The organism is Streptomyces longhuiensis (assembly GCF_020616555.1).
GTDB lineage: Bacteria > Actinomycetota > Actinomycetes > Streptomycetales > Streptomycetaceae > Streptomyces > Streptomyces longhuiensis.
The window spans coordinates 3,399,067-3,425,336 of record NZ_CP085173.1; the positions used below are offsets into that span (position 1 = coordinate 3,399,067).

Annotated in this window: 25 protein-coding genes; 14 read left to right on the forward strand and 11 right to left on the reverse strand. The window is 69.1% G+C overall.

The annotated features are described in order from the left end of the window. Positions 1-178: 178 nt before the first annotated feature. Positions 179-1,120 (forward strand): TerD family protein, encoded by a 942-nt coding sequence (locus LGI35_RS15870; RefSeq protein WP_227294487.1) that lies wholly within the window; start codon positions 179-181, stop codon positions 1,118-1,120. 89 nt (positions 1,121-1,209) lie between these two features. On the opposite strand, the gene LGI35_RS15875 is transcribed toward LGI35_RS15870, so the two are convergent. From LGI35_RS15875 to LGI35_RS15900, 6 genes are all read right to left on the reverse strand, one after another. Then, positions 1,210-1,950 carry a TerD family protein gene (locus LGI35_RS15875; RefSeq protein WP_116502289.1) on the reverse strand — a complete coding sequence of 247 codons (741 nt, stop codon included), beginning with the start codon at positions 1,948-1,950 and terminating at the stop codon, positions 1,210-1,212. Positions 1,951-2,049: 99 nt separating this feature from the next. Continuing rightward, positions 2,050-3,195: a DUF475 domain-containing protein gene (locus tag LGI35_RS15880; protein WP_227294488.1), complete on the reverse strand. Its 1,146-nt coding sequence runs from the start codon at positions 3,193-3,195 to the stop codon at positions 2,050-2,052. Positions 3,196-3,268: 73 nt separating this feature from the next. Beyond that, on the reverse strand, positions 3,269-3,844 hold the full coding sequence (locus tag LGI35_RS15885; RefSeq protein WP_100591940.1) for a TerD family protein: 576 nt from the start codon (positions 3,842-3,844) through the stop codon (positions 3,269-3,271). Between the two features lie 98 nt (positions 3,845-3,942). Continuing rightward, positions 3,943-4,518, reverse strand: coding sequence for a TerD family protein (locus tag LGI35_RS15890; RefSeq protein ID WP_116502287.1), 576 nt, complete (start codon positions 4,516-4,518; stop codon positions 3,943-3,945). Positions 4,519-4,698: 180 nt separating this feature from the next. Then, complete coding sequence (locus LGI35_RS15895; protein ID WP_100591938.1) at positions 4,699-5,157, reverse strand: peroxiredoxin; 459 nt, start codon at positions 5,155-5,157, stop codon at positions 4,699-4,701. A 168-nt stretch (positions 5,158-5,325) separates the two neighbouring features. Then, positions 5,326-5,763 (reverse strand): DUF3052 domain-containing protein, encoded by a 438-nt coding sequence (locus LGI35_RS15900; protein WP_100591937.1) that lies wholly within the window; start codon positions 5,761-5,763, stop codon positions 5,326-5,328. A 437-nt stretch (positions 5,764-6,200) separates the two neighbouring features. On the opposite strand from LGI35_RS15900, the gene aceE reads away from it, so the two are divergent. Next, positions 6,201-8,948: a pyruvate dehydrogenase (acetyl-transferring), homodimeric type gene (gene aceE, locus LGI35_RS15905; RefSeq protein ID WP_227294489.1), complete on the forward strand. Its 2,748-nt coding sequence runs from the start codon at positions 6,201-6,203 to the stop codon at positions 8,946-8,948. A 79-nt stretch (positions 8,949-9,027) separates the two neighbouring features. On the opposite strand, the gene LGI35_RS15910 is transcribed toward aceE, so the two are convergent. Together LGI35_RS15910 and LGI35_RS15915 are read right to left on the reverse strand one after the other, a co-directional pair. After that, positions 9,028-9,399, reverse strand: a complete 372-nt coding sequence (locus LGI35_RS15910; RefSeq protein ID WP_227294490.1) for a peptidase inhibitor family I36 protein — start codon at positions 9,397-9,399, stop codon at positions 9,028-9,030. A gap of 274 nt (positions 9,400-9,673) precedes the next feature. Continuing rightward, positions 9,674-11,284, reverse strand: coding sequence for an MFS transporter (locus LGI35_RS15915; protein WP_227294491.1), 1,611 nt, complete (start codon positions 11,282-11,284; stop codon positions 9,674-9,676). Between the two features lie 115 nt (positions 11,285-11,399). Between LGI35_RS15915 and LGI35_RS15920 the strand changes: the two genes are divergently transcribed. The 7 genes from LGI35_RS15920 to LGI35_RS15950 all read left to right on the forward strand — a co-directional run bounded on the left by LGI35_RS15920 (position 11,400) and on the right by LGI35_RS15950 (position 19,172). Continuing rightward, a complete protein-coding gene (locus LGI35_RS15920) occupies positions 11,400-12,044 on the forward strand; it encodes a TetR family transcriptional regulator (RefSeq protein ID WP_227294492.1) in 645 nt (214 codons plus the stop codon). 160 nt (positions 12,045-12,204) lie between these two features. Continuing rightward, entirely contained in the window at positions 12,205-13,413 is a 1,209-nt protein-coding gene (locus LGI35_RS15925) for an alpha/beta hydrolase (RefSeq protein ID WP_227294493.1), read from the forward strand. A gap of 76 nt (positions 13,414-13,489) precedes the next feature. Beyond that, positions 13,490-14,347 carry a DUF4429 domain-containing protein gene (locus LGI35_RS15930; RefSeq protein ID WP_227294494.1) on the forward strand — a complete coding sequence of 286 codons (858 nt, stop codon included), beginning with the start codon at positions 13,490-13,492 and terminating at the stop codon, positions 14,345-14,347. A gap of 235 nt (positions 14,348-14,582) precedes the next feature. Continuing rightward, positions 14,583-15,947 carry a sensor histidine kinase gene (locus LGI35_RS15935; RefSeq protein WP_227294495.1) on the forward strand — a complete coding sequence of 455 codons (1,365 nt, stop codon included), beginning with the start codon at positions 14,583-14,585 and terminating at the stop codon, positions 15,945-15,947. A 16-nt stretch (positions 15,948-15,963) separates the two neighbouring features. After that, complete coding sequence (locus LGI35_RS15940; protein ID WP_116502281.1) at positions 15,964-16,641, forward strand: response regulator; 678 nt, start codon at positions 15,964-15,966, stop codon at positions 16,639-16,641. 186 nt (positions 16,642-16,827) lie between these two features. Further along, positions 16,828-17,958: an alpha/beta hydrolase gene (locus LGI35_RS15945; RefSeq protein ID WP_227294496.1), complete on the forward strand. Its 1,131-nt coding sequence runs from the start codon at positions 16,828-16,830 to the stop codon at positions 17,956-17,958. Then, complete coding sequence (locus LGI35_RS15950) at positions 17,955-19,172, forward strand: acyltransferase family protein (protein WP_227294497.1); 1,218 nt, start codon at positions 17,955-17,957, stop codon at positions 19,170-19,172. The genes LGI35_RS15945 and LGI35_RS15950 overlap by 4 nt, the downstream gene beginning before the upstream one ends. A 69-nt stretch (positions 19,173-19,241) precedes the next feature. On the opposite strand, the gene LGI35_RS15955 is transcribed toward LGI35_RS15950, so the two are convergent. Then, complete coding sequence (locus LGI35_RS15955) at positions 19,242-20,270, reverse strand: aldo/keto reductase (RefSeq protein WP_227300320.1); 1,029 nt, start codon at positions 20,268-20,270, stop codon at positions 19,242-19,244. Between the two features lie 23 nt (positions 20,271-20,293). Continuing rightward, positions 20,294-20,755, reverse strand: coding sequence for a MerR family transcriptional regulator (locus LGI35_RS15960; protein ID WP_116502277.1), 462 nt, complete (start codon positions 20,753-20,755; stop codon positions 20,294-20,296). Between the two features lie 148 nt (positions 20,756-20,903). Between LGI35_RS15960 and LGI35_RS15965 the strand changes: the two genes are divergently transcribed. Beyond that, positions 20,904-21,719, forward strand: coding sequence for a serine hydrolase domain-containing protein (locus LGI35_RS15965; RefSeq protein WP_227294498.1), 816 nt, complete (start codon positions 20,904-20,906; stop codon positions 21,717-21,719). A gap of 150 nt (positions 21,720-21,869) precedes the next feature. On the opposite strand, the gene LGI35_RS15970 is transcribed toward LGI35_RS15965, so the two are convergent. Further along, positions 21,870-22,529 carry a pirin family protein gene (locus LGI35_RS15970; protein ID WP_227300321.1) on the reverse strand — a complete coding sequence of 220 codons (660 nt, stop codon included), beginning with the start codon at positions 22,527-22,529 and terminating at the stop codon, positions 21,870-21,872. Positions 22,530-22,626: 97 nt separating this feature from the next. Between LGI35_RS15970 and LGI35_RS15975 the strand changes: the two genes are divergently transcribed. From LGI35_RS15975 to LGI35_RS15990, 4 genes are all read left to right on the forward strand, one after another. Then, a complete protein-coding gene (locus tag LGI35_RS15975) occupies positions 22,627-23,841 on the forward strand; it encodes a PucR family transcriptional regulator (protein ID WP_116502275.1) in 1,215 nt (404 codons plus the stop codon). An 89-nt stretch (positions 23,842-23,930) separates the two neighbouring features. Beyond that, entirely contained in the window at positions 23,931-24,869 is a 939-nt protein-coding gene (locus LGI35_RS15980) for an ACP S-malonyltransferase (RefSeq protein ID WP_227300322.1), read from the forward strand. Positions 24,870-24,886: 17 nt separating this feature from the next. Beyond that, positions 24,887-25,918: a ketoacyl-ACP synthase III gene (locus LGI35_RS15985; RefSeq protein WP_227294499.1), complete on the forward strand. Its 1,032-nt coding sequence runs from the start codon at positions 24,887-24,889 to the stop codon at positions 25,916-25,918. A gap of 70 nt (positions 25,919-25,988) precedes the next feature. Further along, positions 25,989-26,237 (forward strand): acyl carrier protein, encoded by a 249-nt coding sequence (locus tag LGI35_RS15990; protein ID WP_100591921.1) that lies wholly within the window; start codon positions 25,989-25,991, stop codon positions 26,235-26,237. Positions 26,238-26,270: the final 33 nt, after the last annotated feature.

Here is a 26,270-nt window from a genome sequence, read left to right on the forward strand (position 1 = left end):
CCGTCGTGCCGCTCAGGCCCGAATTTAAGTGGCCGGTAATAGTACGTAGGGACCCGTGTCAAGGGTTCCCATCGGGCATGAAATTCAGGTAACCCACCCATGTCGAGTATGTCGCTCGGCCCCGCCATCTCGGGCCCCCGCATTGTCCTGGCCAGGACAGGGAAGGCAGGATGACCGCATGACGCACGCGATGCTGAAGGGGTCGAACGTCCCTCTCGAATCCACGGCGGTCCGCGCCGTGCTGCGCTGGACCAGCGGCCAGGGCGTGCCCGACGTCGACGCCTCGGCGCTGCTCCTCGGCCCTGACGGTCGCGTACGGTCCGACGAGGACTTCGTCTTCTACAACCAGCCCCGGCACCCCTCGGGCAAGGTCTGGCGGCTCGGCAAGAAGCGCGTCACCGACGGACTCACCGACACCATCCAGTCCGACCTGGCCGGCCTCGGCCCCGAGGTCGGCCGCGTCCTCCTCGTGGCCTCTGCGGACGACGTCCCCTTCGACCGCGTACCCGCCCTGCGGATCCTCCTGTACGACGCCACGGCCGCCGAGGGCGAGCCCATCGCCCACTTCGACGTGAAGCCGGAGACAGGCGCCGAGACGGCACTGATCTGCGGCGAGCTGTACCGGCGCGGCGAGGGCTGGAAGTTCCGCGCCCTGGGCGAGGGCTACTCGAACGGCCTGGTCGGTCTGGCCACGGACTTCGGCATCTCGGTGGACGAATCGGAGCCGGCGCCGGATCTCCCGGCGTCGTCCCCGCCGGGCCCCATGCCGGCCGCCGAACCGTCGTTCCCGCCCCCGGCCCCCGACACCTCGTTCACGGCATCGACGTCGGGGGCCGCCTCGGAGTCGGGGTCGGGGTCAGGTTGGGGATCCGGTTCGGGTTACGGGTATCCGCAGGCGCCCGCGCCGCAGCCCCTCGCCGCGTCGCTCCCCCAGACCGCGCCCCAGCCCGCCTCCCAGCCGTCGTACGGGTATCCGCCGGCGGCGCCCACGCAGCCCGCGCCGCTCGCCATGCCGGTGCCGACGACGCAGCCCGCGTACGGCTATCCGCAGCCGGTGCAGCCCCCGCCCGACCCGAACTTCACCCTGCCGCCGCAGGGCCCGCAGTTCATCTCCCGCTGATACCGCGACCGGCCCCGGAACGACTCGGGGCCGGACAGGGCCGGATCGGAGCTGGACAGGGCGGCGGGGCAGAGGCCCCCGCGTCGGGCCTAGCGCTCCCCGACTTTGGACTTGTACCCCCGGCCCCACTGAAGTCCCCACCCGTACAACCGGTCCAGCTCGGCCTGGAACCCGTAGACGAACTTCACCTCGCGTCGCACGATCAGCTCGCCCTTGACGTTCTCGATCGTGACGACGGCGCAGGAGCGGGCCTGTGGGGCGCGCTCGTCGAGGCTGATCTCGACGCGTGGTCCGTTGCTCGGGTAGAGCGTGACGTGGGCGTGCGTACGGTCGAACGCCGGTGTCTGGTCGTAGATGTAGACGAAGACAAGCAGTCGCTTGATGGACTCGCGGTGATCGAGATTGACGTAGATGGTCTCACCCGACGCCGAGCCGAACCGGTCGTCCCCGCTGAGCTTCACGTACGGCGGCGCGTTGAGCGCGCCGAAGAAGCTGCCGAGCGGCTGCACCACGCCCTTCTCCCCGTCGGTCAGTTCGTAGAGACAGCCGAGGTCAAGGTCCACATTGACCATGCTCTGCGTATGGGCCTGCACCACATCGGGCTTGAACAGCTTGAAGGGGTGGCGCAGCAGGCTCTCGCGCTCGGGGCCGCCGATGTCCGAGGTCCGCATCCGCCAGGACAGGTTGATGCGCAGATTTCCGGTGGCCGCCCCCTGCTTGGTGAGCGAGACAACCGGGTGCCGCTTGGTGAGTTCGATGGAGTTCGATGCGGCGCTGCCCGACTCGAACTCCGCCGCACGCCCCCGCCACAGTCCGTCCCAGAAGGACATATCGCCCCCAAGTGCCCATGTTTCATGGTCCAGTTACGCCGACGGGGCGGCCGGTGAGGAGTTCTCCTCGCAGACCGCCCCGCTCACAGCGTTCCAGGATCAGAGCCCGGACGAAACCTCAGTCTTCTCGCCCGAGGCCGGTTTTCCCTCGGCGGCCGCGATACGCGAGTTGCGACGCACCGACGACCAGAACGACCAGGCGATCAGGACGACGCCGATCATGCCCGTGATGACCTCGTTGATCTCGTACTGGATCGTGATCATGAGGATCACGGCGAGGGCGCCGATCGCGTAGTGCGCGCCGTGCTCCAGGTACACATAGTCGTCCAGGGTGCCCTGGCGGACCAGGTAGACCGTGAGCGAACGGACGTACATGGCACCGATGCCGAGGCCGAGGGCCATCAGCACGATGTCGTTGGTGATGGCGAAAGCGCCGATGACTCCATCGAAGGAGAACGACGCGTCCAGGACCTCGAGGTACAGGAACATGAAGAACGCGGCCTTGCCCGCCATCACTATGGCCGGCGCGGCCTGGCCGCTCTTCCTGGCCTCTTCCTCGGCCTCGTGCTCACGCTCCTCTTCCTCCTCCAGGCGGTTCTCGAAGAACCCGGAGAGGCCGCCCACGATGAGATACGTGATCAGACCGGCGATGCCGGAGATGAGCACTGTCTCGGCCTTGTCCACATGGACGCCACCGTGCTGGTGGGCATGCGTGGCCACGGTGAACGAGGAGATCAGGAGCACGATCATCGCGATGCAGACCGACAGCATGTCGACCTTGCCGAGCTTGGCGAGCGGACGCTCGATCCAGCGCAGCCACTGGATGTCCCGCTCCTCGAAGACGAAGTCGAGGAAGATCATCAACAGGAACATGCCACCGAACGCGGCGATCGACGGGTGCGCGTCGGTCACCAGCTGCTGATACTTGTCCTTGTCGTTGAGCGCGAGCTTGACCGCCTCGATGGGGCCGAGCTTGGCGCTGACCGCGACGATCACGACGGGGAAGACCAGTCGCATACCGAAGACGGCGATCAGCACACCGACCGTGAGGAAGATCTTCTGCCAGAAGGCATTCATCTTCTTCAGGATTCCGGCGTTGATCACCGCGTTGTCGAAGGACAACGAGATCTCGAGGACAGCAAGGATCGCGACGACCCCGAATGCTGTCCATCCGTCGTAGAACACCGCCGCGACCAGGCCGAGCGCAGTAATTGCGAACGACCAGCCGAAGGTTTTCAAAACCACTGGCTACCCCATCAAGTGAGTACGGGTCTCCCCCGCGCCGGTAGGACGGGGCTCCCCCGCTCCGCGCACGGCTTTACGAAACATTGACCCCGAAGTCTAGAGCGATGCCGCGGAGGCCCGACGCGTACCCCTGCCCGACGGCACGGAACTTCCATTCGCCGCCGTACCGATACACCTCGCCGAAGATCATCGCGGTCTCCGTGGAGGCGTCCTCGCTCAGGTCGTAGCGGGCGAGTTCCTGACCGTCCGCCTGGTTGACCACGCGGATGAACGCGTTGCTGACCTGGCCGAACGTCTGTCCTCGGTTGTCCGCGTCATGGATCGAGACCGGAAAGACGATCTTGTCGCAGAACGCCGGCACCTTGGACAGGTCGATCAGGATCGACTCGTCGTCGCCCTCGCCCTCACCGGTGAGGTTGTCCCCGGTGTGCTCGACGGAGCCGTCCGGACTGGTGAGCTGGTTGTAGAAGATGAACCACTCGTCGCCGAGCACCCGCCCGTCCTTGCACAGCAGCGCGCTGGCGTCGAGGTCGAAGTCGGCTCCGGTGGTGGAACGCGCGTCCCAGCCGAGTCCGATCAGCACCTGTGTGAGGTTCGGTGCGGCCTTGGAGAGGGAGACATTGCCCCCCTTGGCGAGCGTGACGCCCATGATCGTGGTCCTCCCCGGTGTGATGTCGCTTGAGTTGTCGAGCGCGTCCGGCGCCGCACTCGCGTGCGGCGCCGGACGGTCATGCGGTCGTGCTCGGCTCAGACGTTGACGCCGAAGTCCTGCGCGATGCCGCGCAGACCTGAGGCGTAGCCCTGGCCGATGGCGCGGAACTTCCACTCCGCGCCGTTCCTGTACAGCTCGCCGAATACCATGGCGGTCTCCGTCGAGGCGTCCTCGGAGAGGTCGTACCGGGCGATTTCCGCCCCGCCCGCCTGGTTCACGACGCGGATGAACGCGTTGCGCACCTGGCCGAAGGACTGCTGGCGGTTCTCGGCGTCGTAGATCGAGACCGGGAACACGATCTTGTCCACATCGGCCGGGACGCCGGCGAGGTTGACCTTGAGCTGCTCGTCGTCACCCTCGCCTTCACCCGTGGTGTTGTCGCCGGTGTGCTCGACCGAGCCGTCCGGGCTCTTCAGGTTGTTGAAGAACACGAAGTTGGCGTCACTGCTGACCTTGCCCTCCGCGTTCGTCAGGATGGCGCTGGCGTCAAGGTCGAAGTCCGTACCGGTGGTGGTACGGACGTCCCACCCGAGGCCGATGATGACCGCGGTCAGGCCAGGAGCCTCCTTGGTCAGCGATACGTTGCCGCCCTTGCTGAGGCTGACTCCCACGAGTCCTCCCATTGGTGTCGGGGGCGGGGAGCCCCGTCGTGCATTGGTATCGGATCAACGTCTGGATCCTAGTGACCGGTTCCCGGCAGCCACAGGCTCCGCACCCGAAGAATCCCAGGGTGTCATCCCCGGGACATCCCGGAGAGATGCGCGAAGCACTCCCCTGTGACCCCTGAGGGGTCAGAGGGTGTCGATCGCCTTGACGTACTCGTTGAGGTCGCGGGCGTCCGGCAGGCCGTTGACGACGGTCCAGCGGACCACGCCCTCCTTGTCGATGATGAAGGTGCCGCGCACCGCGCAGCCCTTCTCCTCGTCGAAGACGCCGTACGCGCGCGAGGCCTCGCCGTGCGGCCAGAAGTCCGACAGGAGCGGGTACTCGAGGCCCTCCTGCTCGGCGAAGACACGCAGGCTGAACGGCGAGTCGTTCGACACGGCGAGCAGCTGGACGTCGTCGTTGACGAACTTCGGCAGCTCGTCGCGCAGGGCGCACAGCTCGCCGGTGCAGACGCCGGTGAAGGCGAACGGGTAGAAGAGCAGCACCACGTTCTTCTCACCCCGGAAGTCCGAGAGCCGCACGGTCTCGCCGTGCTGCGTCTTGAGCTCGAAATCCGGAGCCTTCGTGCCGACCTCGATCGTCATGGTCAAGCTTTCCTTCCGTGGAGCCGTTCGGGTGAGGCCCAGCCTAGGTCCCGAAGGCGGTGCTGCCGCGTGGGGCCCCGCGTGTCGCCGGGCAAGCGTGCGGCCCCCGTCGACGCGTCATGGCGTCGGCGGGGGCCGCCCGGAGTGTCTGCTGGGGTCTTTCGTCGGCTAGCGCTTCTTGGCGGCCGCCTTCGGCGTGACGAGGCGGCTGCCCGCCCAGTCCTTGCCCGCGTTGATGCTCTTGGTCTGCGAGAGACCCGCGGTCTGCGCGGCTTCGTTGATGTCGCTCGGCTCGACATAGCCGTCGCGGCCGGTCTTCGGGGTCAGCAGCCAGACAGGGGCACCGTCGTCGACCAGCTGGCTGGCGTCTACCAACGCGTCCGTCAGATCGCCGTCGTCCTCGCGGAACCACAGCACCACCGCGTCAGCGACGTCGTCGTAGTCCTCGTCGACGAGCTCGCTGCCGATGACTTCCTCAATGGACTCGCGGAGCTCCTGGTCGACGTCGTCGTCGAAGCCGATCTCCTGGACCACCTGCTCGGGCTGGAAACCCAGCCTCGCGGCAGGGTTGGTCCGCTCCTCCGCGTGGTCCGCGGTCGCGCTCACGGATTGCCTCCTGATCATGTTTACGAAGTTGTCTGCTGCTTCGCGCGTGCGCGAAGCGTTGGCCGTAGTCCACACGGGCGGGGCGGATCGCGCAAGTACCCGGCCCCCGAGACCGCCGAAACGGTGACGTTCCAGGCGGTGTCACCGCATCTTCAGTCAAGGATCCCCGCAGGCCGGTGATGTATGCCACGCCGTTCTGCCGGATTTGCCCACCCTATGGATGACGGTCGTCCACCTCGGCCGAACGGCCTCACGAAACTGGTGAACCACATGAGCGTATCGTTGCGATTTGGCCGCACCCGTCCGGGGAACCCCGGGGAATCACTCCGATTACCCCGCGGTAGAGATGACGATTGTGCCCCCGAGGTACACGATGGGGAGCGGCGCAGCCCCATTGCACCCCAATTGCACATCTCGACCGACAGTGAAGGAACAGCGTGGTTTCCGGATCCGATCGCAATCCGATCATCATTGGCGGCCTCCCCAGCCAGGTCCCGGACTTCGATCCCGAAGAGACCCGGGAATGGCTCGACTCCCTCGACGCCGCCGTCGACGAGCGCGGGCGCGAGCGGGCCCGCTATCTGATGCTCCGGCTGATCGAGCGCGCCCGCGAGAAGCGTGTGGCCGTGCCCGAGATGCGCAGCACGGACTACATCAACACGATCGCGACCAAGGACGAGCCCTTCTTCCCCGGCAACGAGGAGATCGAGCGCAAGGTCCTGAACGCGACCCGCTGGAACGCCGCGGTGATGGTCTCCCGCGCCCAGCGCCCCGGCATCGGAGTGGGCGGTCACATCGCCACCTTCGCCTCCTCCGCCTCGCTCTACGACGTGGGCTTCAACCACTTCTTCCGCGGCAAGGACGACGGCAAGGGCGGCGACCAGATCTTCTTCCAGGGCCATGCGTCTCCGGGCATCTACGCCCGCGCGTATCTCCTGGACCGCCTCACCGAGGGCCAGCTCGACTCCTTCCGCCAGGAGAAGTCGAAGGCTCCGTACGGCCTGTCGTCGTACCCGCACCCCCGGCTGATGCCGGACTTCTGGGAGTTCCCCACCGTCTCCATGGGCCTCGGCCCGCTGGGCGCGATCTTCCAGGCGCGGATGAACCGCTACATGCAGGCCCGCGACATCGCCGACACCTCCGCGTCGCACGTCTGGGCGTTCCTCGGCGACGGCGAGATGGACGAGCCCGAGTCGCTCGGCCAGCTGTCGATCGCCGCCCGTGAGGGCCTCGACAACCTGACCTTCGTGGTGAACTGCAACCTGCAGCGCCTCGACGGCCCGGTGCGCGGCAACGGCAAGATCATTCAGGAGCTGGAGTCCCAGTTCCGCGGCGCCGGCTGGAACGTCATCAAGCTGGTCTGGGACCGCAGTTGGGACCCGCTGCTCGCGCAGGACCGCGACGGCGTCCTGGTGAACAAGCTGAACACCACGCCCGACGGCCAGTTCCAGACGTATGCCACCGAGCCCGGCTCGTACATCCGCGACCACTTCTTCGGTGGCGACCACCGGCTGCGCGCGATGGTCGAGAACATGACCGACGACCAGATCCTGCACCTGGGGCGCGGCGGCCACGACCACAAGAAGATCTTCGCGGCCTTCCAGGCGGCCAAGGAGCACAAGGGCCAGCCGACGGTCATCCTGGCGCAGACGGTCAAGGGCTGGACCCTCGGCCCCAACTTCGAGGGCCGCAACGCGACCCACCAGATGAAGAAGCTGACGGTCGACGACCTCAAGGGCTTCCGCGACCGGCTGCACCTGCCCATCACCGACAAGCAGCTCGAGGACGGCGCCCCGCCGTACTACCACCCGGGCCGCGACTCGGAGGAGATCCAGTACATGCACGACCGCCGGCACGGGCTCGGCGGCTATGTGCCGACCCGCGTCGTGCGGTCCAAGCCGCTGGCACTCCCCGACGACAAGACGTACGCGAGTGTGAAGAAGGGCTCCGGCCAGCAGTCGATCGCCACCACCATGGCGTTCGTCCGGCTGCTCAAGGACCTCATGCGGGACAAGGAGATCGGCCGCCGCTTCGTGCTGATCGCGCCGGACGAGTACCGCACGTTCGGCATGGACTCGTTCTTCCCGAGCGCGAAGATCTACAATCCGCTCGGCCAGCAGTACGAGTCCGTGGACCGCGAGCTGCTCCTCGCGTACAAGGAGTCGCCGACGGGCCAGATGCTGCACGACGGCATCTCCGAGGCGGGCTGCACGGCCTCGCTGATCGCCGCGGGATCGGCGTACGCGACGCATGGCGAGCCGCTGATCCCGGTCTATGTCTTCTACTCGATGTTCGGTTTCCAGCGCACCGGTGACCAGTTCTGGCAGATGGCCGACCAGCTGGCGCGCGGTTTCGTGCTGGGTGCGACCGCCGGCCGGACGACCCTGACCGGTGAGGGTCTGCAGCACGCGGACGGTCACTCGCAACTGCTCGCCTCGACCAACCCCGCCTGTGTCGCCTACGACCCGGCCTTCGGCTTCGAGATCGCGCACATCGTGCAGGACGGTCTGCGGCGGATGTACGGCGCCACCGCCGAGCACCCGCACGGCGAGGACATCTTCTACTACCTCACCGTCTACAACGAGCCGCTGCAGCACCCGGCCGAGCCCGCCGATGTCGACGTGGAGGGCATCCTCAAGGGCATCCACCGCTTCAGCCCGGGCACTTCGGGCACCATCCCGGCGCAGATCCTCGCCTCGGGTGTCGCGGTGCCGTGGGCCCTGGAGGCGCAGCAGATCCTCGCCACGGAGTGGAACGTCAAGGCGGACGTCTGGTCGGCGACCTCCTGGAACGAACTGCGCCGCGAGGCCGTCGAGGTGGAGCAGCACAATCTGCTGCACCCCGACGAGGACCAGCGCGTCCCCTATGTCACGCAGAAGCTGTCCGGCTCGGAGGGCCCGTTCGTCGCGGTCTCCGACTGGATGCGGTCCGTGCCCGACCAGATCTCCCGTTGGGTGCCGGGCACGTACCAGTCGCTCGGCGCGGACGGCTTCGGCTTCGCGGACACGCGCGGCGCGGCCCGGCGCTTCTTCCACATCGACGCCCAGTCGATCGTGGTGGGTGTGCTCACGGAGCTGGCCCGGGAGGGCAAGGTCGAGCGCTCGGTCCTGAAGCAGGCGATCGACCGCTACCAGCTCCTCGACGTCACGGCGGCCGACCCCGGCCCGGCGGGCGGCGACGCGTAGGGACCTGGTCCCGACTGTCGTAGAGGTTCGAGGTGCGGTGCGGCCACGGGGGCCGCACCGCACCTCGCTTTCTTTCATCTCAGCGCTCCCAGACCTTGAACGCCCTCACCCGGTAAGGAGATTGAGGCGCCCATGTGCCGCTGCCGGGATAGGTCTGGAACTCCCCCGTCTCCGCGCACTCGGCCGACTGATAGGCCGTGACCGGGCGTCCGGTGCGATTGGCGAGAGCCTGCGCGCTGCCCCCCTCCGGCAGCGCGACACAGCTCTCGATGTCGATCCCGGACAACTCGTACGCCTGCCGGTGCCCCTTGAACTCCGGCTTCTCCCGCAGGCACAGTTCCCCCGCCGCGCAGTCCCCCGATGTCGGCGGGACGGCGGCGCCCGCATGAACCGGTGTCAGCAGGACGGCCGCCAGCGCGGCCGCGGCCGTCATCGGCAACGTCGTCCCCATCGCGGCGCGCATCCTCGTACCCATATCGATCAACCCCCGTGTCGTGCCGGTCACTTGTCTGCACTCTGAACCGCTGGACGATCGGACGGGAAGAGCTGACGAATCAGATCACTCGGACAAGCGAAATGCCCCCAGGATTTCCCTGAGGGCATTGCGCGGTGCGTACGGGGGTGGTTCGGGGGTGGTCTGCGGGTTTCCCCCGAGGGGCGATGGTCCCGATGGGTGCTGCCCTCCGACGAAGGCGTTCTCCGAGAGTCGCTTCCCCCGATGCGCGCTAGATGTGTGCGGCCCCCGCGCCCTCCTCCGCGTTCGCCCCGCGCTTGGTCAGCAGCGCGACGAAGATCGCCACGACGGCGACGCCCGCGGCGACCAGGCAGGCCAGGCTCATGCCGGAGATGAAGGTGTCGTGCGCGACCGAGGTGATCTTCTCGGCGAGCGCGGCCGGGGTGCCCTTCGGGACCGGGCCCACGCCGACCTGGACCGCCTCGGACGCCTGGTCCAGCTGGGCGGGCGTGAGCGGCGGAAGCTTGGCGTCGGTCCAGTTGCCCGCGAGGTCGTTGTCCACCTTCGAGGCCATCACGGCGCCGAGCACGGCGGTGCCGAGGCTTCCGCCGATCTGCATGGCGGCCTGCTGGAGGCCGCCCGCGACGCCGGAGAGCTCCATCGGGGCGTTGCCCACGATGACCTCGGTGGCGCCCACCATGACGGGAGCGAGGCCCAGGCCGAGGAGGGCGAACCACAGCGACATGACGCCACTGCCCGTGCCCGACTCCAGCGTGGACATGCCGTACATGGCGACGGCGGTGAGCAGCATGCCGCCCGCGAGCGGGACACGCGGACCCACCTTCGTGATCATCGCGCCCGCCAGCGGCGAGCCCACGATCATCATTCCGGTCAGCGGCAGGAGGTGCAGACCGGAGTCGACAGGGCTCATGCCGTGCACGTTCTGCAGGTAGAAGGTGACGAAGAAGAGCCCGCCCATGAAGGCGATGGCCATGAGCACCATCAGGACCACACCGGCCGACAGCGGCACCGAGCGGAACAGAGCCAGCGGGATCAGCGGCTCCTTGACGCGCGTCTCCCAGATCGCGAAGGCCGCGAAGCACAGCACGGAGGCCGCCAGGAACGTCCATGTCAGGCCGTCGCCCCAGCCCCACGTCGGGGCCTTGATGAGCGCCCAGACCAGGCAGAACATCGCGCCGGAGAGCAGCACGATGCCGAGGATGTCGAAGGATCGCGGCGCGTTCTCGGCGCGGTGGTCCCTGAGGATCAGGAGCCCGAGGACGAGGGCGATGACGCCGACGGGGACGTTGATGAAGAAGACGGACTGCCAGCTGACGTGCTGGACGAGCAGCCCACCGAGGATCGGGCCGCCCGCGGTCGAGGCACCGATCACCATGCCCCAGATGCCGATCGCCATGTTCAGCTTCTCGGCGGGGAAGGTCGCCCGCAGGAGGCCGAGCGCGGCCGGCATGAGGAGCGCGCCGAACAGGCCCTGGAACACCCGGAAGGTGACCACGAGGGCGATGCTGTCCGACAGGCCGATGGCCCCCGAGGCCGCGGCGAACCCGATCACGCCGATGAGGAAGGTCTGCCGGTGACCGAACCGGTCGCCGAGCTTGCCCGCGGTGATCAGCGTGACCGCGAGGGCGAGGAAGTAGCCGTTGGTGATCCACTGGACGTCGGCGAAGCTCGCGCCGAGGTCCTTCTGGATGGCCGGGTTGGCGATGGCCACGATGGTGCCGTCGAGGGCGACCATCATCACGCCGATCGCGACGGAGAACAGCGTCAGCCAGGGGTGGCCGCGAAGCCCCTTGGCCGGGGCCGGAACGGACACGGGCTCCGGGGCCTTGTCCGCCTTGTCGACGGTGGTCTGACTAGTCATGCGTGCGAGGCTAATGACAGTCACTGACAGTTGACAAACCAATTCACAAGTCGGTAACTGTCACGTTGCTCACAGGTAAGCTGAGCTGGGCAAACAGACGCAAAGAGGGGCGCGGGTGAAGACGCGGGAAGCGCATTCAGGACTACGGGAACGCAAGAAGCAGCGCACCCGCGACGCCCTGCTGCGCTCCGCGCTGGAACTCTTCACCACAAAGGGGTACGACCGCACGACGGTTGACGAAATCGCGGAGGCCGTCGACGTCTCGCAGCGCACCTTCTTCCGGTACTTCACCAGCAAGGAGGAGACCGCGTTCGCGGTCCAGGACATGGTGGAGTCCCGCTTCGTCTCCCTCCTGCGCGAACGCCCCGCGACCGACAGCCCGTTCGAGGCCCTGCGTGGTGCCGTGCTCGATGCCTGGGACACCCTCGGCGAGCCCATCGAGGAGGTCGTTCCGGTCGAACTCCACATGCGCACCTACCAGATGATCGAATCCACCCCCTCCCTGGTCGCCGTCCACCTGCGCCGCTCCACGGAGCTGGAGGAGGAGATCGCACGCGTGATCGCCGAGCGCGAGGGCCTCGACATGGAGACGGACCCGCGCCCCCGCGTGACAGTGGCCGCGTTCAGCGGCGTGATGCGCATGGCCGGGCGGCTGTGGGGCGCCGGTGAGGACATCAGCGTCGAGTCGATCCGCGAGCTCACGGAGTCTTATCTCGACCAGCTGGGGCCGGTGTTGGCGGGGAAGTGGCGCACAGAGTGACCGTCCGTGCACTCCCGTGCGCGAGGGGCGCAATCGGCACCTACGCAGTGTGATGACACCACCTAAGCTAGGCCCGTTTTGCCCTAATTGACCCACCGGAAACGTGATCTGCCTCACCGATTTCGCGGGTTGGTCCGCGGGTCTCCTAGGGTGTCCCGCAGTGACTTCCTTCGACTCATCCCCGCAACTCAGCGTCTGGCGTGCACTGCTCGCACTGGCCGTCGTGTTCGTCATGCTGTCGACCACCGGCTGGACCGCCGTGCGCCACAAGGGCGTCACCTCGCCGGTCAACGCCGCCATCACGGCGTGGGAACACGGCCACCTCAACGGGCGCGCCCTGCCGGACCCGGACGGCTCGCCCGCCCGCCTCGCGCAGTTCTTCGCCTCACTCACCAGCCAGCAGCGCACCCGGCTCGTCACCCGCTACCCGCTCGCCGTCGGCAACATGAACGGCGCGCCGGTGGAACTGCGCTACCGCGCGAACCGCATCGCCCTCGACCAGGCACGCAGAGTGGCGCGGAAGAGCACGCACGACAACCGGCTCTCCGCCGCGGGACAGCACGACGCCGGCCAGCGCATGAACCGGTACGCGTCCCTGATGCGACCCGACCGCAAGATCCTCGCCTTCGACCCCCTGGGCACCGGCCGCGTCGCCGAGGTCTTCGGGGACCTCGACAAGGCCCAGCGTGTCTCGGTCGTGGTCCCCGGAGTCGACACCAACCTCCTCACGTTCCAGCGGACCTTCCGCAAGTACTCGGCGCCCGTCGGCATGGCTCGCTCCCTGTACGACGCGGAGCGCGCCGCCGGACCCGGCACACGGACCGCCGTGATCGCCTGGGCCGACTACACGACGCCCGCGGGTCTCGGCGTCGACGCGGCCACCGCGATGCGCGCGGAGGAGGGCGCCACCCGGCTCAACGCCCTGGTGCGCGCCCTGCCGGGTCGCGCCCCCGTGGCCCTGTACTGCCACAGTTACGGCTCCGTGGTGTGCGGTGTCGCCGCACACAAGCTTCCCTCCCGGGTGAGCGACATAGCGGTGGCCGGCAGCCCCGGCATGCGCGCCGGGAAGGTCTCGAAACTGGGTACCCACGCGCGCGTGTGGGCGATGCGGGACAGCGACGACTGGATCCAGGACGTGCCGTATCTGGAGGTCGGCGGGATCGGCCACGGCGCCGACCCCGTCTCCCGGGGATTCGGCGCCCGGGTCCTGTCGGCAGCCGGCGCACATGGGCACACCGGCTATTTCGAGCCCGGTACGGAGAGCCTCAGCAACTTCGCCGACATCGGCGTCGGTTCGTACAGCACCCTGCGGTGTGCGAGAGGGCATGACACCTGTCGTGAAGGATCTTCCGGCGCCACGTCTGCCTGACGCGCGTAGAAATCGGTGAAACAGGGGCACGACGCAACAGGGGACGGAGGCGCGCGTGCCGCATACGATGAGCCGCATGGGTGATGTACTGGCCGGATTTCATGCCGCCTGGGAGTTCGAGTCCGACTCCGTGCTCATCCGCTTCGAACGGGGAATCCGCACGCCGAAGCTGCTGAATGCACTCGGTGAGCGCCGCATCCCCTTTGAGGCGATCGCGGCGGTGACACTCACTCCCGGCAAGCGCGGGACCGTCGTCCTGCGCGCCGTGCCGAGACCGGGCGCCGATCCGCTGATGGACGCGGCGGCGGGACAGCTCAAGGAAGGCTGCGACCCCTACCGGCTCGTCCTGCCCGCCGAGCGCGAGACGCTCGCCGAGTACTACGCGGACGAGCTGCGCGGCGTGCTGGCCCTGGACGACGGCGCACCAGTGGGCCGCTATCTGGTGGCGGCACCCGAGGCGCCGCTGAACTTCAAGGCCTACGACGGCAAGGCCTCCTTCGACGGCAAGTCCGTGGCTTTCCGATGGTTCTGGACAGGGGCGTCGTCCGCGAAGTGGAAGGCCGGCGACAAGAGCTTTCCCGTCTCGGATCTGAGCGGCGTCGAATGGCGCTCGCCCGAGGTCTTCGAGGGCCATCTGCGACTGTTGCGCCGCGACGCGTCCGAGCAGCCCGCCCAGGCCGACCAGGACCCGGCCGCCGTGATCTTCGGTCTCGGGTACGGGCCCGTGCACGAGTCGCTGCCCTTCGCCGCGTCCATCCTCGCCGCCGTACGGGCCGGGAGCTCTCCCGTGCCCGCGTCCGGCGCCTCCCCCTCCCGGCGCGACCCCGCGGACATCGCCGACCGCATCCGTCACCTGGGCGAGCTGCACCAGGCGGGCCTCGTCACCGACGCCGAGTTCTCGACGAAGAAGGCCGAGCTGCTGGCGGAGCTGTAGGGCGGCCTCGGGGCGCGACCCCGGCACGGGGTGCGGCTCCGTGCGGCTCCGCGGACGGCCGGGCGCAGGCGGCACCCCGGCACGGGGTGCGGCTCCGCGGACGGCCGGGCGCAGGCGGCCTCGCCGAGGTTCGGCGTCCGTCGACGGGCCCCTCATGTCATACCTGGGTACGGGGTCGGTTGAGCTCCTCGGTATGACGGCGCCGCGGGTGGTTGTTGCCTACGCTGAACAGGCCATGAGCACCACATCGACTGCACCTGACCAGGAGCCCCGCCCGCCGGACGGCAAGGCCGCATCGCCGGGGGGTCTGCGTCGCATGTTCGCCACCGTCCTCGGCGGGCTGCGGCTGGCCGGGGCATCACTCGCCGCTCCCGCGGGACCGGCCGAGCCTCTGCTCGGCCGGTCGTCGAGGCGTTGGGTGCGCCTGGTCCCCTATGTGATCGCGTTGGGCTTCGTCGCCACGCTGATCCCGGTCACCACCCAGGTCCTGTCGAACGACTACGGGGTCCCCGGTGGTCTCGCCGGCGCCCTGGCGGTCGCACAGGCCGCGCCCCTGATGCTCGCCGTCAGTCGGCCACTGCTCGCGTGGGGCATCGTGATCGTCGCGGACATTGTGGGGGCGATCGTCATCCAGGGTTCGGCCTCCCATCACGCCGCGCCCTGGACCCCCATGGTCATCGTGGGATATCTGGCCCTGTGCTTCGCCCTGTCCCTGCGGGAGGGCAGGCGCACGGTCCTGGGGGTCTGGCTGGTCACGGTGGTGTCCGGACTCGTCCTCGACATGTTCCGTCCCTCGGACAGCCAGGCCACGAGCGTGCTGATGATCGTGCTGAGCGGTGGGGTGCTGCTGTTCGGGGCGTTGCTGCGCGAGCGCGGAGAGGCGCAGCGCAGACTCGTCGAGCAGGAGACGATCAACGAGGCCGAGCGTTCCCGGCGCACCCTTCTCGAGGAACGTGCGCGTATCGCGCGGGAGTTGCACGACGTGGTGGCTCATCACATGTCGGTGATCACGGTGCAGGCGGACTCCGCTCCGTACCGGCTCCAGGGCCTGACGCCCGAGGCGTGCGAGGAGTTCGGCTCGATAGCGGCGGGTGCCAGGGAGTCGCTCGGTGAGATGCGGCGGCTCCTCGCGGTGCTGCGCAGCGAGGACGCATCGGGTGGTGAGCGTGCACCCCAGCCGGGTCTCGGCCGGCTTCAACAACTGGTGGAGGCCACGGTACGGGGCGGTGTCCCGGCGGAGTTGTCGATGCCCGAGCTGACCCTGGTCGGGGAGCTGACCGATGTACCGCCCGCGGTGGACCTCTCGGCATACCGCATCGTGCAGGAGGCCCTGGCCAATGTCGTGCGGCACGCTCCCGGTGCCCGCACGCAGATCTCCGTCTCCAAGGACAAGGACGCCCTGCTGGTGATCGTGGTCAACGGCCCGGCGGGCGAGCACGCGTCACCCGTGGAAACGACCGGCACGGGACACGGTCTCATCGGGATGCACGAGCGCGTACGGTTGGTCGGCGGCACACTCGACGTGGGCCCGCTGCCCGGGGGAGGCTTCCGCGTCGCGGCCCGACTCCCGCTGGCCGAGTCCGACTCCCCCTCGTCGTAAAGGAATTCGGCACCGCATGACCATCCGTGTGATCATCGTCGACGACCAGGCCATGGTGCGAGCGGGGTTCGCCGCGCTGCTGGCCGCGCAGAGCGACATCGACGTCGTGGGCGAGGCTCCGGACGGCAAGCAGGGGGTCGAAGTCAGCCGGACCACACATCCCGACGTCGTCCTCATGGACGTGCGGATGCCCGAGATGGACGGGATCGCCGCGACGCGTGCGCTCCTCGACCCTCCGCCGGGCGTGATCCACCGCCCCAAGGTCCTGATGCTCACCACGTTCGACGTGGACGACTATGTGTACGAGGCTCTGCGCGCGGGCGCTTCGGGGTTCCTCCTCAAGGACGCCCCGCCTGCCGATCTCATCGCGGCGGTGCGTGTGGTGGCCGCCGGAGAGGCGCTGCTCGCCCCGACGGTCACGCGCCGGCTCATCGAGGACATCGCGAGGCAGCGCCCGTCCGGCCGCAGGGACCGCTCGCCGGAGCTGAACTGTCTGACGCCACGCGAGACCGAGGTCCTCGAACTCATCGCCCGGGGCCTTTCCAACCAGGAGATCGCGGAGAAGCTGGTGCTCGCGGAGCAGACCGTGAAGACCCATATCGGCCGTGTGCTGGCGAAGTTGGGGCTGCGGGACCGGGCGCAGGCCGTGATTTTCGCCTACGAGACCGGCCTCGTCACGCCCGGCGACCAATAGGACCTGGCTCCGGTATCACCCGCCGCGCGCAGGTCGGCGCCGGTCTTCACAACGCACCCCCTACCTGAGTAGCACCTCCGAATACCCCGGTATCACCCGAGAGTTGGCTCTCCGGTGTGACGTGGAGCCGGGCGTCGTCTCCCTACCTTCCCCTCGTCACGCCACCGGACGGAGGGGAGACGGGCGATGCGCCTGCGCTCATGGAAACAACGCGGCCGAAGGACACTGGTCGCCGCCGCGCTCACGACGACTGTCGTGGCGGGCACGACGGGCTGGGCCGTCGGCAGCGAGCAGAGCCCCCTCACCGGACCGCCGCCCGGCGCGGCATCGTGGCGTGCGGACCATGCGCTCGGTGTCAGGCTGCCTGATCCGGCAACCGCGAAGCCGGCCCAGGTAACGGCGTTCTTCGGCGGTTTGGACGACGCCGAGCGGCAGGAGCTGGTCGAGCGGCATCCGGCCGTGGTCGGCAATCTGGACGGCGCTCCGGCCGACCTTCGCTACGAGGCCAACACCCGTGCGCTGAAGGCCGAGCGTGACCGAGTCCGGGCGCGCGCTGGGGACGCGTCCCTCACGCCCCAGGACCGCGCGCAGGCCCGCTTCCTCGTCACGCGATACACCGAACTTCTCGAGCCTGGACGGCAGATACTGGCCTTCGACCCGCGAGGCCGTGGCCAAGTAGCCGAAGTTTTCGGGGACTTGGCGGTCGCCGAGCATGTTTCCGTCGTCGTGCCCGGCTCGGACATCGACCTGAGCTCGTTCGACCGCGCCAAGGACCCGTACGGCACCCCGGCGGGAATGGCCCGCTCGCTGTACGAGGCGTCGGGCGGCCGCACTGCGGTCGTGGCGTGGGTGGGATACACGACGCCTGTCGGCCTGGGACCCGACGCCGCCACCGGCCGGCTCGCTGAGGCGGGCGTGCCGAGGCTGACCCGCTTCGTCCAGGGACTGACGGCCTCGGGCGCGCCGCGTCCCGTCCTGTTCTGCCACAGCTACGGATCGGTGGTCTGTGGACTCTCCGCCGCCCGGCTGCCCGCGTCCGACCTCGTGGTGCTCGGCTCCCCGGGTCTGCGCGCGGACTCGGTGGCCGATCTGCGCACCAAGGCCCGTGTATGGGCCGCGCGGGACGACAGCGACTGGATCGGCCGCGTGCCGAACGTCGAGCTGTTCGGCCTGGGGCACGGGACCGACCCCACCGACCCTTCCTTCGGCGCTCGCCGCATTCCGGCCCACCACGCCGAGGGCCACACCGGCTACTTCGCGCCCGGCACGGACTCGCTGCGCGCCTTCACCCGCATCGCCACCGGAGCCACGTCATGAGTATCTCGACCCTGCGCAGGACCGCGTCCGCCATCGACGCGAAGACACCGGCCCACCGGGACCGGGCGATAGACGGTCTGCGCGCGCTCGCGCTGCTCGCCGTGCCCATGGGCCACTGGCTCCTCGGCGGCTTCTCCCTCGACGGCCAGGGCGCGCTGCACAACGCGAGCCCGCTGTCCTCGTTCGGATTCCTCGCCCCGATCAGCTGGGTCCTGCAGATGCTCGGCATCTTCTTCCTGGTGGGGGGCTACGCATCCGTTCTGTCGTACCGGCGGACGCTGGCGGCGGGCGGATCGACGAGCGCCTGGCTGCGTGGCCGGCTGGCTCGCCTGGGCCGCCCGGTCCTCGGGGTGACGGCGGTGTGCGCCGCGCTGATCCCCGCGCTGTACGCGCTCGGAGTGCCGGAGCAGACCCTCCACACAGGATCGACGCTGGTGATACAACCGCTGTGGTTCGTGGGCGTCTACACGGTGATCACCGCGCTCACGCCGTACTGCGTGCGGGCCACCCGGAAAATGGGGGCGTGGGCGGCGGCGCCACTGCTCGGGTCCGTAGCCGTGATCGACTTCCTGCGCTACGGGCCGTGCGCGGACGCCATGCCGTCCTGGCTGAGTCTGCTCAATCTGCTCCCCGGCTGGATGTTCGCCTACCAACTGGGGGTCTGCTGGGGCGAGAAGAGGATCGGCAGGCGTGGCGCGTGGGCGCTGTTGATCGGCGGCGCTGCCCTGTTCGCGACACTGCTTCTCGCGTTCCACTACCCGGAGTCGATGGTGGGCGTGCCGGGTGAGTCGCGGACGAACTCCCATCCGCCGTCCTTGCTGGTGCTCGCACTGGCGGCTGCGCAGAGCGGTGCGGCGATGCTCCTGCGGGACCGGATCGGCAGGCTGCTGCGGCGGCCCGCGCTGTGGGCGCCGGTGGTGATCATCAACCTCTCGGCGATGACGATCCTTTGCTGGCATCAGACGGCGCTGCTGACAGCGGCGATACCGAGTTCCTTCGCCGGCGCGATACCGGGGCTGACGACGAGTCCGGACTCGCTGGGCTGGATAGCGGCGAGGATCGCGTGGCTTCCGGTCTTCGCGGGGCTGCTCGTGCTGATCGGCAGGTACACGCGGGGCTTCGAGGCTCCCTGGAAGAGGGCCACGCATGTGCGGCGCGCGCTGGCCGGGCTGCTGGCAGCGGGGTTCGCCGTGTTCGCCCTGGGGCTCGCGTGAGGTGCCGACCGGTCGCCGCCGGGGCAAAAGATGCCGCCGGCGACGGACCGGGCAGGTGACTCCGGGGTGTTACTCGCGCCCCGCCGAGGTGAAGGTCATGTCGGCGTAGCGGTTGCCCGCGACCTGGGAAGCGATGGGGGCGACCAGGGCGAGTTCGTCGTCGGTGAGGGTGATGCGGGTGGCCGCGGCGTTCTCCTCGATGCGGCTGCGCTTGCGGGTGCCGGGGATCGGGACGACGGGGAGTCCGAAGGCCTGCGACTGCTGCTGTACCCAGGCCAGGGCGATCTGGCCGAGGGATGCGCCATGGGCCTCGGCGACCTGGCGCACCGGCTCGAGCAGGGCCGCGTTGGCGGCGGCGTTGTCGCCGGTGAAGCGGGGTTGCTGGCGGCGGAAGTCGTCCGGATCGAGCTCCTTGTCGGCGCTGACGAACGAGCCGGTGAGGAAGCCGCGCCCGAGCGGCGAGTACGGCACGAGGGCCACGCCCAGTTCGGCGGCGGTCGGCACCACCTCTTTCTCGATGTCGCGGCTGAACAGCGACCACTCGGACTGGAGGGCGGCGATCGGGTGGACCGCCTGGGCGGCACGCAGTTCGCCGCCGGTGACCTCGCTGAGGCCGAGGTGCTTGACCTTGCCGGCGGCGACGAGTTCGGCCATCACGCCGACGGTCTCCTCGATCGGCACGTTCACATCGCGGCGGTGCATGTAGTAGAGGTCGATGGTGTCGACGCCGAGACGCCGGAGGCTGGCGTCGATGCAGGCACGGATGTACGCGGGATCGTTGTTGATGACGCGCTTTGTGGGGTCGCTCGGGTCCACGCCCAGGGCGAACTTGGTGGCCAGCACCACCTCGTCACGGTGCGCCTTGATGAAGGGAGCAAGGAACTTCTCGTTCTCGCCGGCGGCATAGGCGTCGGCGGTGTCGTACAAGGTGACGCCGAGTTCCAGGCCACGCTCCAGGGTGGCCCGCGCCTCGTCGGCGTCCGTCGGACCGTAAGCCCAGCTCATGCCCATGCAGCCGAGGCCTTGCACGCCCACCAAGGGCCCGTTGTTTCCCAACTCCACAGTGGAAATCCGCTGCGGCTCCCCCGTGTGCTGCATCTGCTCCGTGCTGCTCATGCGGTTCAGGCCCTCTCCGACGCCCGCCGGGCGCCCGCATAGAAGTCGATCTTGAAATCGAGTACGGACAAGGTGTCCTGGAGTTCGGCGATCCGGGACAGCACGTCCCTGCGTGTCGATTCGAGAAGCTCGCGGCGCTCCTCGAACGTGTCCTCGCCGACCCGCACGAGTTCGGCGTAGCGCACCATGTGTGCCACCGGCATCCCGGTCAGCCGCAGCTTGCCGACGAAGGCGAGCCAGTCGAGATCGCGGTTGCTGTAGCGGCGCTGGCCCGTGTGCGAGCGGTCGACGTGGGGCATGAGCCCGATCCGCTCGTACCAGCGCAGCGTGTGGGCGGTCAGTCCGGTGAAGGCCACGACCTCGCTGATCGTGTAGTGGTCTTGGCCGTCCGGGCGCGGGTGAGCGGTGGGGCCCGATGCGCAGACGTCGGCCTTGCTGGGTGCGGGGGTGGTCTCCATCACCGTCATACCCCCACGCTAGAACGTTGAAGTGCACTCCAAGCAAGCACATCGGGGAGGAATTCCGGACGGTGTCCGTCGATGCGATTCGAACCGCGCGACGGTTCGGCCCGGCCTGTGGGCACAGGAGGGCGTCCTCGCCGGGCCCGTTAGGCTCGTGGCCATGCAGAGCCTTGCGATGATCGAGAACTGGCCGGTACCGACCGCCGCCGCAGCCGTCGTCCGCGCGGACGGCACGGTCCTCGGGGCGCACGGCCCGACGGCCCACCGTTTCCCGCTGGCCTCGGTCACCAAGCCGCTCGCCGCCTACGCGGCCCTCGTCGCCTACGAAGAGGGCGCGATCGAGTTCGACGACCCGGCCGGACCTGAGGGTTCCACGGTGCGCCACCTCCTCGCGCACACCTCCGGACTCGCCTTCGACGAGCACCGGGCGACGTCGGCGCCCGGCACACGGCGGCTGTACTCGAACGCGGGGTTCGAGGTGCTCGGGGACCACATCGCGAAGGCGACGGAGATCCCGTTCGCGGAGTATCTCCACCAAGCGGTTCTCGAGCCCCTCGGGATGAGCTCGACCGCCCTGGAGGGCTCGCCCGCCAAGGACGGGGTGTCGACGGTGGACGACCTGGCACGGTTCGCGGCCGAGGTGCAGGCTCCCCGGCTGCTCGATCCGCGCACCGTCGCCGAGGCCATGACCGTGCAGTACCCGGGCCTCAAGGGCGTACTGCCGGGGTACGGGCACCAGAACCCGAACGACTGGGGCCTCGGGTTCGAGATCAGGGACGCCAAGTCGCCGCACTGGACGGGCAGTTCGTCGTCGCCGCGAACGTTCGGACACTTCGGCCAGTCGGGCACGTTCCTGTGGGTCGACCCCGACGCGGGCGTCGCATGCGTGGCGCTGACCGATCGGGCCTTCGGACCGTGGGCGGCCGAGGTGTGGCCCCCCTTCACGGACGCGGTGCTCGCCGAGGTGTGAGCCGGGCGTGAGGCGCGAGGTGCCCAAGGCGCAGGTGTACGTGTCGAGCGTGCCGGACCTCGAGCGACTGTGGTCGGCGGGCGGGCCGGGCGTGAGGGGCCGGGTGCGTGGGCTCGGCGTGAGGGCGCGCGGCCGTTCACCGTGGAGGTCTCAGCGGGTGGCGGCCATCTCCCACAGCAGCAGTTCCGCCGGTCCCGACGCCACGGCCTCGAGACCGGATTGACCGGCGATCCTGACCGAGTCCCCCGGTCCCAACTCCTCGCCGCCGAGCAGCACTTCACCGCGGACGACATGGACGTACACCTGGGCCGCGTCCGGGACGGCGGCTCGCTCCCCCGGTCCGAGGCGGCGCACATGCAGTAGGGAGCCGGCCTCGGGCACGTCGTAGGGGGTGGAGTCGGCGATGCCGTGCACGACCTCGTAGACCGGGTCGCCGCCCGGCTCCAGGGGGGCGAGCCACATCTGGACGAAGACGAGCGGGTCGGGGCCGTCGTTGCGCTCGACATGGCGCACTCCGCCGCCCGCGCTGAGGCGCTGCACATCGCCGGGTGCGACCACGGACTCGTGCCCCGTCGAATCGCGGTGGGTGAGCCGGCCCGAGACGACCCAGGTGACGATCTCGGTGTGGCTGTGCGGATGCTCGTCGAAGCCCGCACCCGGTGCGAGGCGCTCCTCGTTGCAGGCCAGGATCGATCCGAAGCGCAGGTTGTCGGGGTCGTAGTGGGGCCCGAAGGAGAAGGCGTGGAACGACTCGATTCCGGCGTCCGGCTCGCCGCCGGGGTACCGGTCGCCGGAGCGACGTACATCCATCACGTCATACACGGTAGACCCCCGGACGGGGACGTCCGCGCGGCCACCTTGCACCCTCCACACCGCTGAGCCGTCCCGATAAGGCAGTCTTGTCCCCGTGCCCGAACCCTCAGCGAACGAAGCCCCGGACCATCGCGACCGCCGTGCGAACCCCCACCCGCACTCCGCGACCCTGAAGCGCCTGGAGAAGTCGTCCGGGAGCCTCGCCGCGCAGGCCATCACGCGCATGGACGAGACGCTGCCGTGGTACCGGGCGATGCCACCGGAGAACCGCTCCTGGATCGGGCTGGTCGCGCAGGCCGGTATCGCGGCCTTCACCGAGTGGTTCCGGCACCCGGACGCCCCCCAGGCGATCTCGACCGACGTGTTCGGCACCGCGCCGCGCGAGCTGACCCGGGCCATCACGCTGCGCCAGACCGTGGAGATGGTCCGCACGACCATCGAGGTCATGGAGTCCGCGATCGACGAGGTGGCGGCGCCCGGCGACGAGTCGATCCTGCGTGAGGCACTCCTCGTCTACGCGAGGGAGATCGCCTTCGCGACCGCTCAGGTCTACGCGCAGGCGGCTGAGGCGCGAGGCGCGTGGGACGCCCGCCTGGAGTCCCTGGTGGTCAACGCGGTTCTCTCGGGCGAGGCCGACGAGGGTGCCGTCAGCAGGGCCGCGGCGCTCGGGTGGAACTCGCCGGAGCACGTGTGCGTGGTGCTCGGCACCGCTCCCGAAGGCGACAGCGAGCTCACGGTCGAGGCCATCCGGCGGGCCGCCCGGCACGCCAAGCTCCAGGTCCTGACCGGGGTACTCGGGGACCGTCTCGTCGTCATCGCGGGCGGCAACAACAATCCGCTCCAGGTCGCGAAGTCGCTGATCGGCCCGTACGCGGCGGGTCCCGTGGTGGCCGGCCCCGTGGTGCCGGACCTGCTCGCCGCCACCAGGTCGGCGCAGGCCGCGGCCGCCGGGCTCAAGGCGTGCGGGGCGTGGCAGGACGCTCCACGCCCCGTTCTGGCGGATGATCTCCTTCCGGAGCGGGCGATCGCGAGCGACCCTGCCGCGCGCGAGCAGTTGGTGGAGGAGATCTACAGACCGCTGGAGGAGGCCGGCTCGGCTCTTCTGGAGACGCTCAGCGTTTATCTGGAACAGGCGAGCAGTCTCGAAGGAGCGGCCCGGATGCTCTTCGTCCACCCGAACACCGTCCGCTACCGGCTCCGACGTGTGACAGACGTCACCGGCTGGTCACCCTCCGATGTCAGGTCGGCGTTCACGCTGCGGATCGCGCTGATCCTGGGGCGCCTGGCCGACGCAGATCCTCAGTCGTAGCCCTTTGTCGGGGGTCTACAATTCCCCCTTCGGTTCTTCGTCCCTGTCCCCACGGGCGGCCGTGGCCGTCCACAAGAGAGAGTGTGAGAGTGCTCGTACTCGTCGCTCCCGGCCAAGGCGCTCAGACGCCCGGCTTCCTGACTCCCTGGCTCGACCTCCCCGGTGCCGCAGACCGCGTCGCCGCGTGGTCGGACGCCATCGGGCTCGACCTTGCCCACTACGGCACGCAGGCCGACGCGGACGCGATCCGCGACACGGCCGTCGCTCAGCCTCTGCTCGTCGCGGCCGGACTCCTGTCGGCCGCCGCACTCGGCGACATCGCTCCCGACGCCGTCGCGGGCCACAGCGTCGGCGAGATCACCGCGGCGGCCTTCGCCGGGGTTCTCGACGACACCGCCGCCCTCCAGCTCGTGCGCAAGCGCGGCCTGGCCATGGCCGATGCGGCCGCCGTGACCAAGACCGGTATGTCCGCCCTGCTCGGCGGCGACCCGGAGGTCACCGTCGCGCACCTGGAGAAGCTGGGTCTGACCCCGGCGAACGTGAACGGCGCCGGCCAGATCGTGGCCGCGGGCACCCTCGAGGAGCTCGCCGCGCTCGAGGCCGACAAGCCCGAGGGCGTACGCCGGGTCGTGCCGCTGACGGTGGCCGGCGCGTTCCACACCCGTCACATGGCTCCCGCGGTGGCGAAGCTGGAAGAGGCCGCCCAGGCCCTGACGCCCGCCGACCCCACGGTCGCGTACGTGTCGAACAAGGACGGCCGGACGGTCGCCACCGGTGCCGAGGTCGTCTCGCGACTGGTCGGCCAGGTGGCCAACCCGGTCCGCTGGGACCTGTGCATGGAGACCTTCAAGGAGCTCGGCGTGACCGCGCTCGTCGAGGTGTGCCCGGGCGGCACCCTCACCGGTCTCGCCAAGCGCGCCCTGCCGGGTGTGAAGACCCTCGCCCTCAAGACCCCCGACGACCTCGACGCAGCCCGCGCCCTGATCGCCGAGCACTCCTCCGCCGCGGCGGACACGCAGACGGCCTGACAAGGAGCCCCGAGAGCATGTCGAAGATCAAGCCCAGTCAGGGCGCCCCCTACGCGCGCATCATGGGCGTCGGCGGTTACCGGCCGACCCGGGTCGTGCCGAACGAGGTGATCCTCGAGAAGATCGACTCGTCCGACGAGTGGATCCGCTCCCGTTCGGGCATCGCGACGCGCCACTGGGCCTCCGACGCGGAGACCGTGGCCGCGATGTCGATCGAGGCTTCCGGCAAGGCCATCGCGGACGCCGGGATCAGCGCGGAGCAGATCGGCGCCGTGGTCGTGTCGACCGTGTCGCACTTCAAGCAGACCCCGGCCATCGCGACCGAGATCGCGGACAAGCTCGGCACCGCCAAGGCGGCCGCGTTCGACATCTCCGCCGGGTGCGCGGGCTTCGGCTACGGCCTGACCCTCGCCAAGGGCATGGTCGTCGAGGGCAGCGCCGAGTACGTGCTGGTGATCGGCGTGGAGCGGCTGAGCGACCTGACCGACCTGGAGGACCGCGCGACGGCCTTCCTGTTCGGTGACGGCGCCGGCGCCGTCGTCGTGGGCCCCTCGCAGGAGCCGCACATCGGCCCCACCGTCTGGGGTTCCGAGGGCGACAAGTCCGAGACGATCAAGCAGACCGTGCCGTGGGACGAGTTCCGCGTCGGCGATGTCTCGAAGCTGCCGCTCGACAGCAAGGGCGACATCAAGTTCCCTGCGATCACGCAGGAGGGCCAGGCGGTGTTCCGCTGGGCCGTGTTCGAGATGGCGAAGGTCGCCCAGCAGGCGCTGGACGCGGCCGGGATCAGCGCGGACGACCTGGACGTCTTCATTCCGCACCAGGCAAACATGCGGATCATCGACTCGATGGTGAAGACTCTGAAACTGCCGGAGCATGTCACGGTCGCCCGTGACATCGAGACCACCGGCAACACCTCGGCCGCCTCGATTCCGCTCGCGATGGAGCGGCTTCTGGCGACCGGGAAGGCGAAGAGCGGCGACACCGCCCTCGTCATCGGCTTCGGGGCGGGTCTCGTCTACGCCGCCACGGTCGTTACCCTCCCCTAGGCAGACCGTCCGGATCACTCCGGGCGGAAACGCCGCCACACCCTCTGGATACATAAGAAGGAGCGCCAACATGGCCGCCACTCAGGAAGAGATCGTCGCCGGTCTCGCGGAGATCGTGAACGAGATCGCCGGCATCCCGGTCGAGGACGTCCAGCTGGACAAGTCCTTCACCGACGACCTGGACGTCGACTCGCTGTCCATGGTCGAGGTCGTCGTCGCCGCCGAAGAGCGCTTCGACGTCAAGATCCCGGACGACGACGTCAAGAACCTCAAGACCGTCGGTGACGCCACCGACTACATCGTCAAGCACCAGGCCTGATCAACAGTTCGCCTAGTGCTGCCGCTCCGCCAC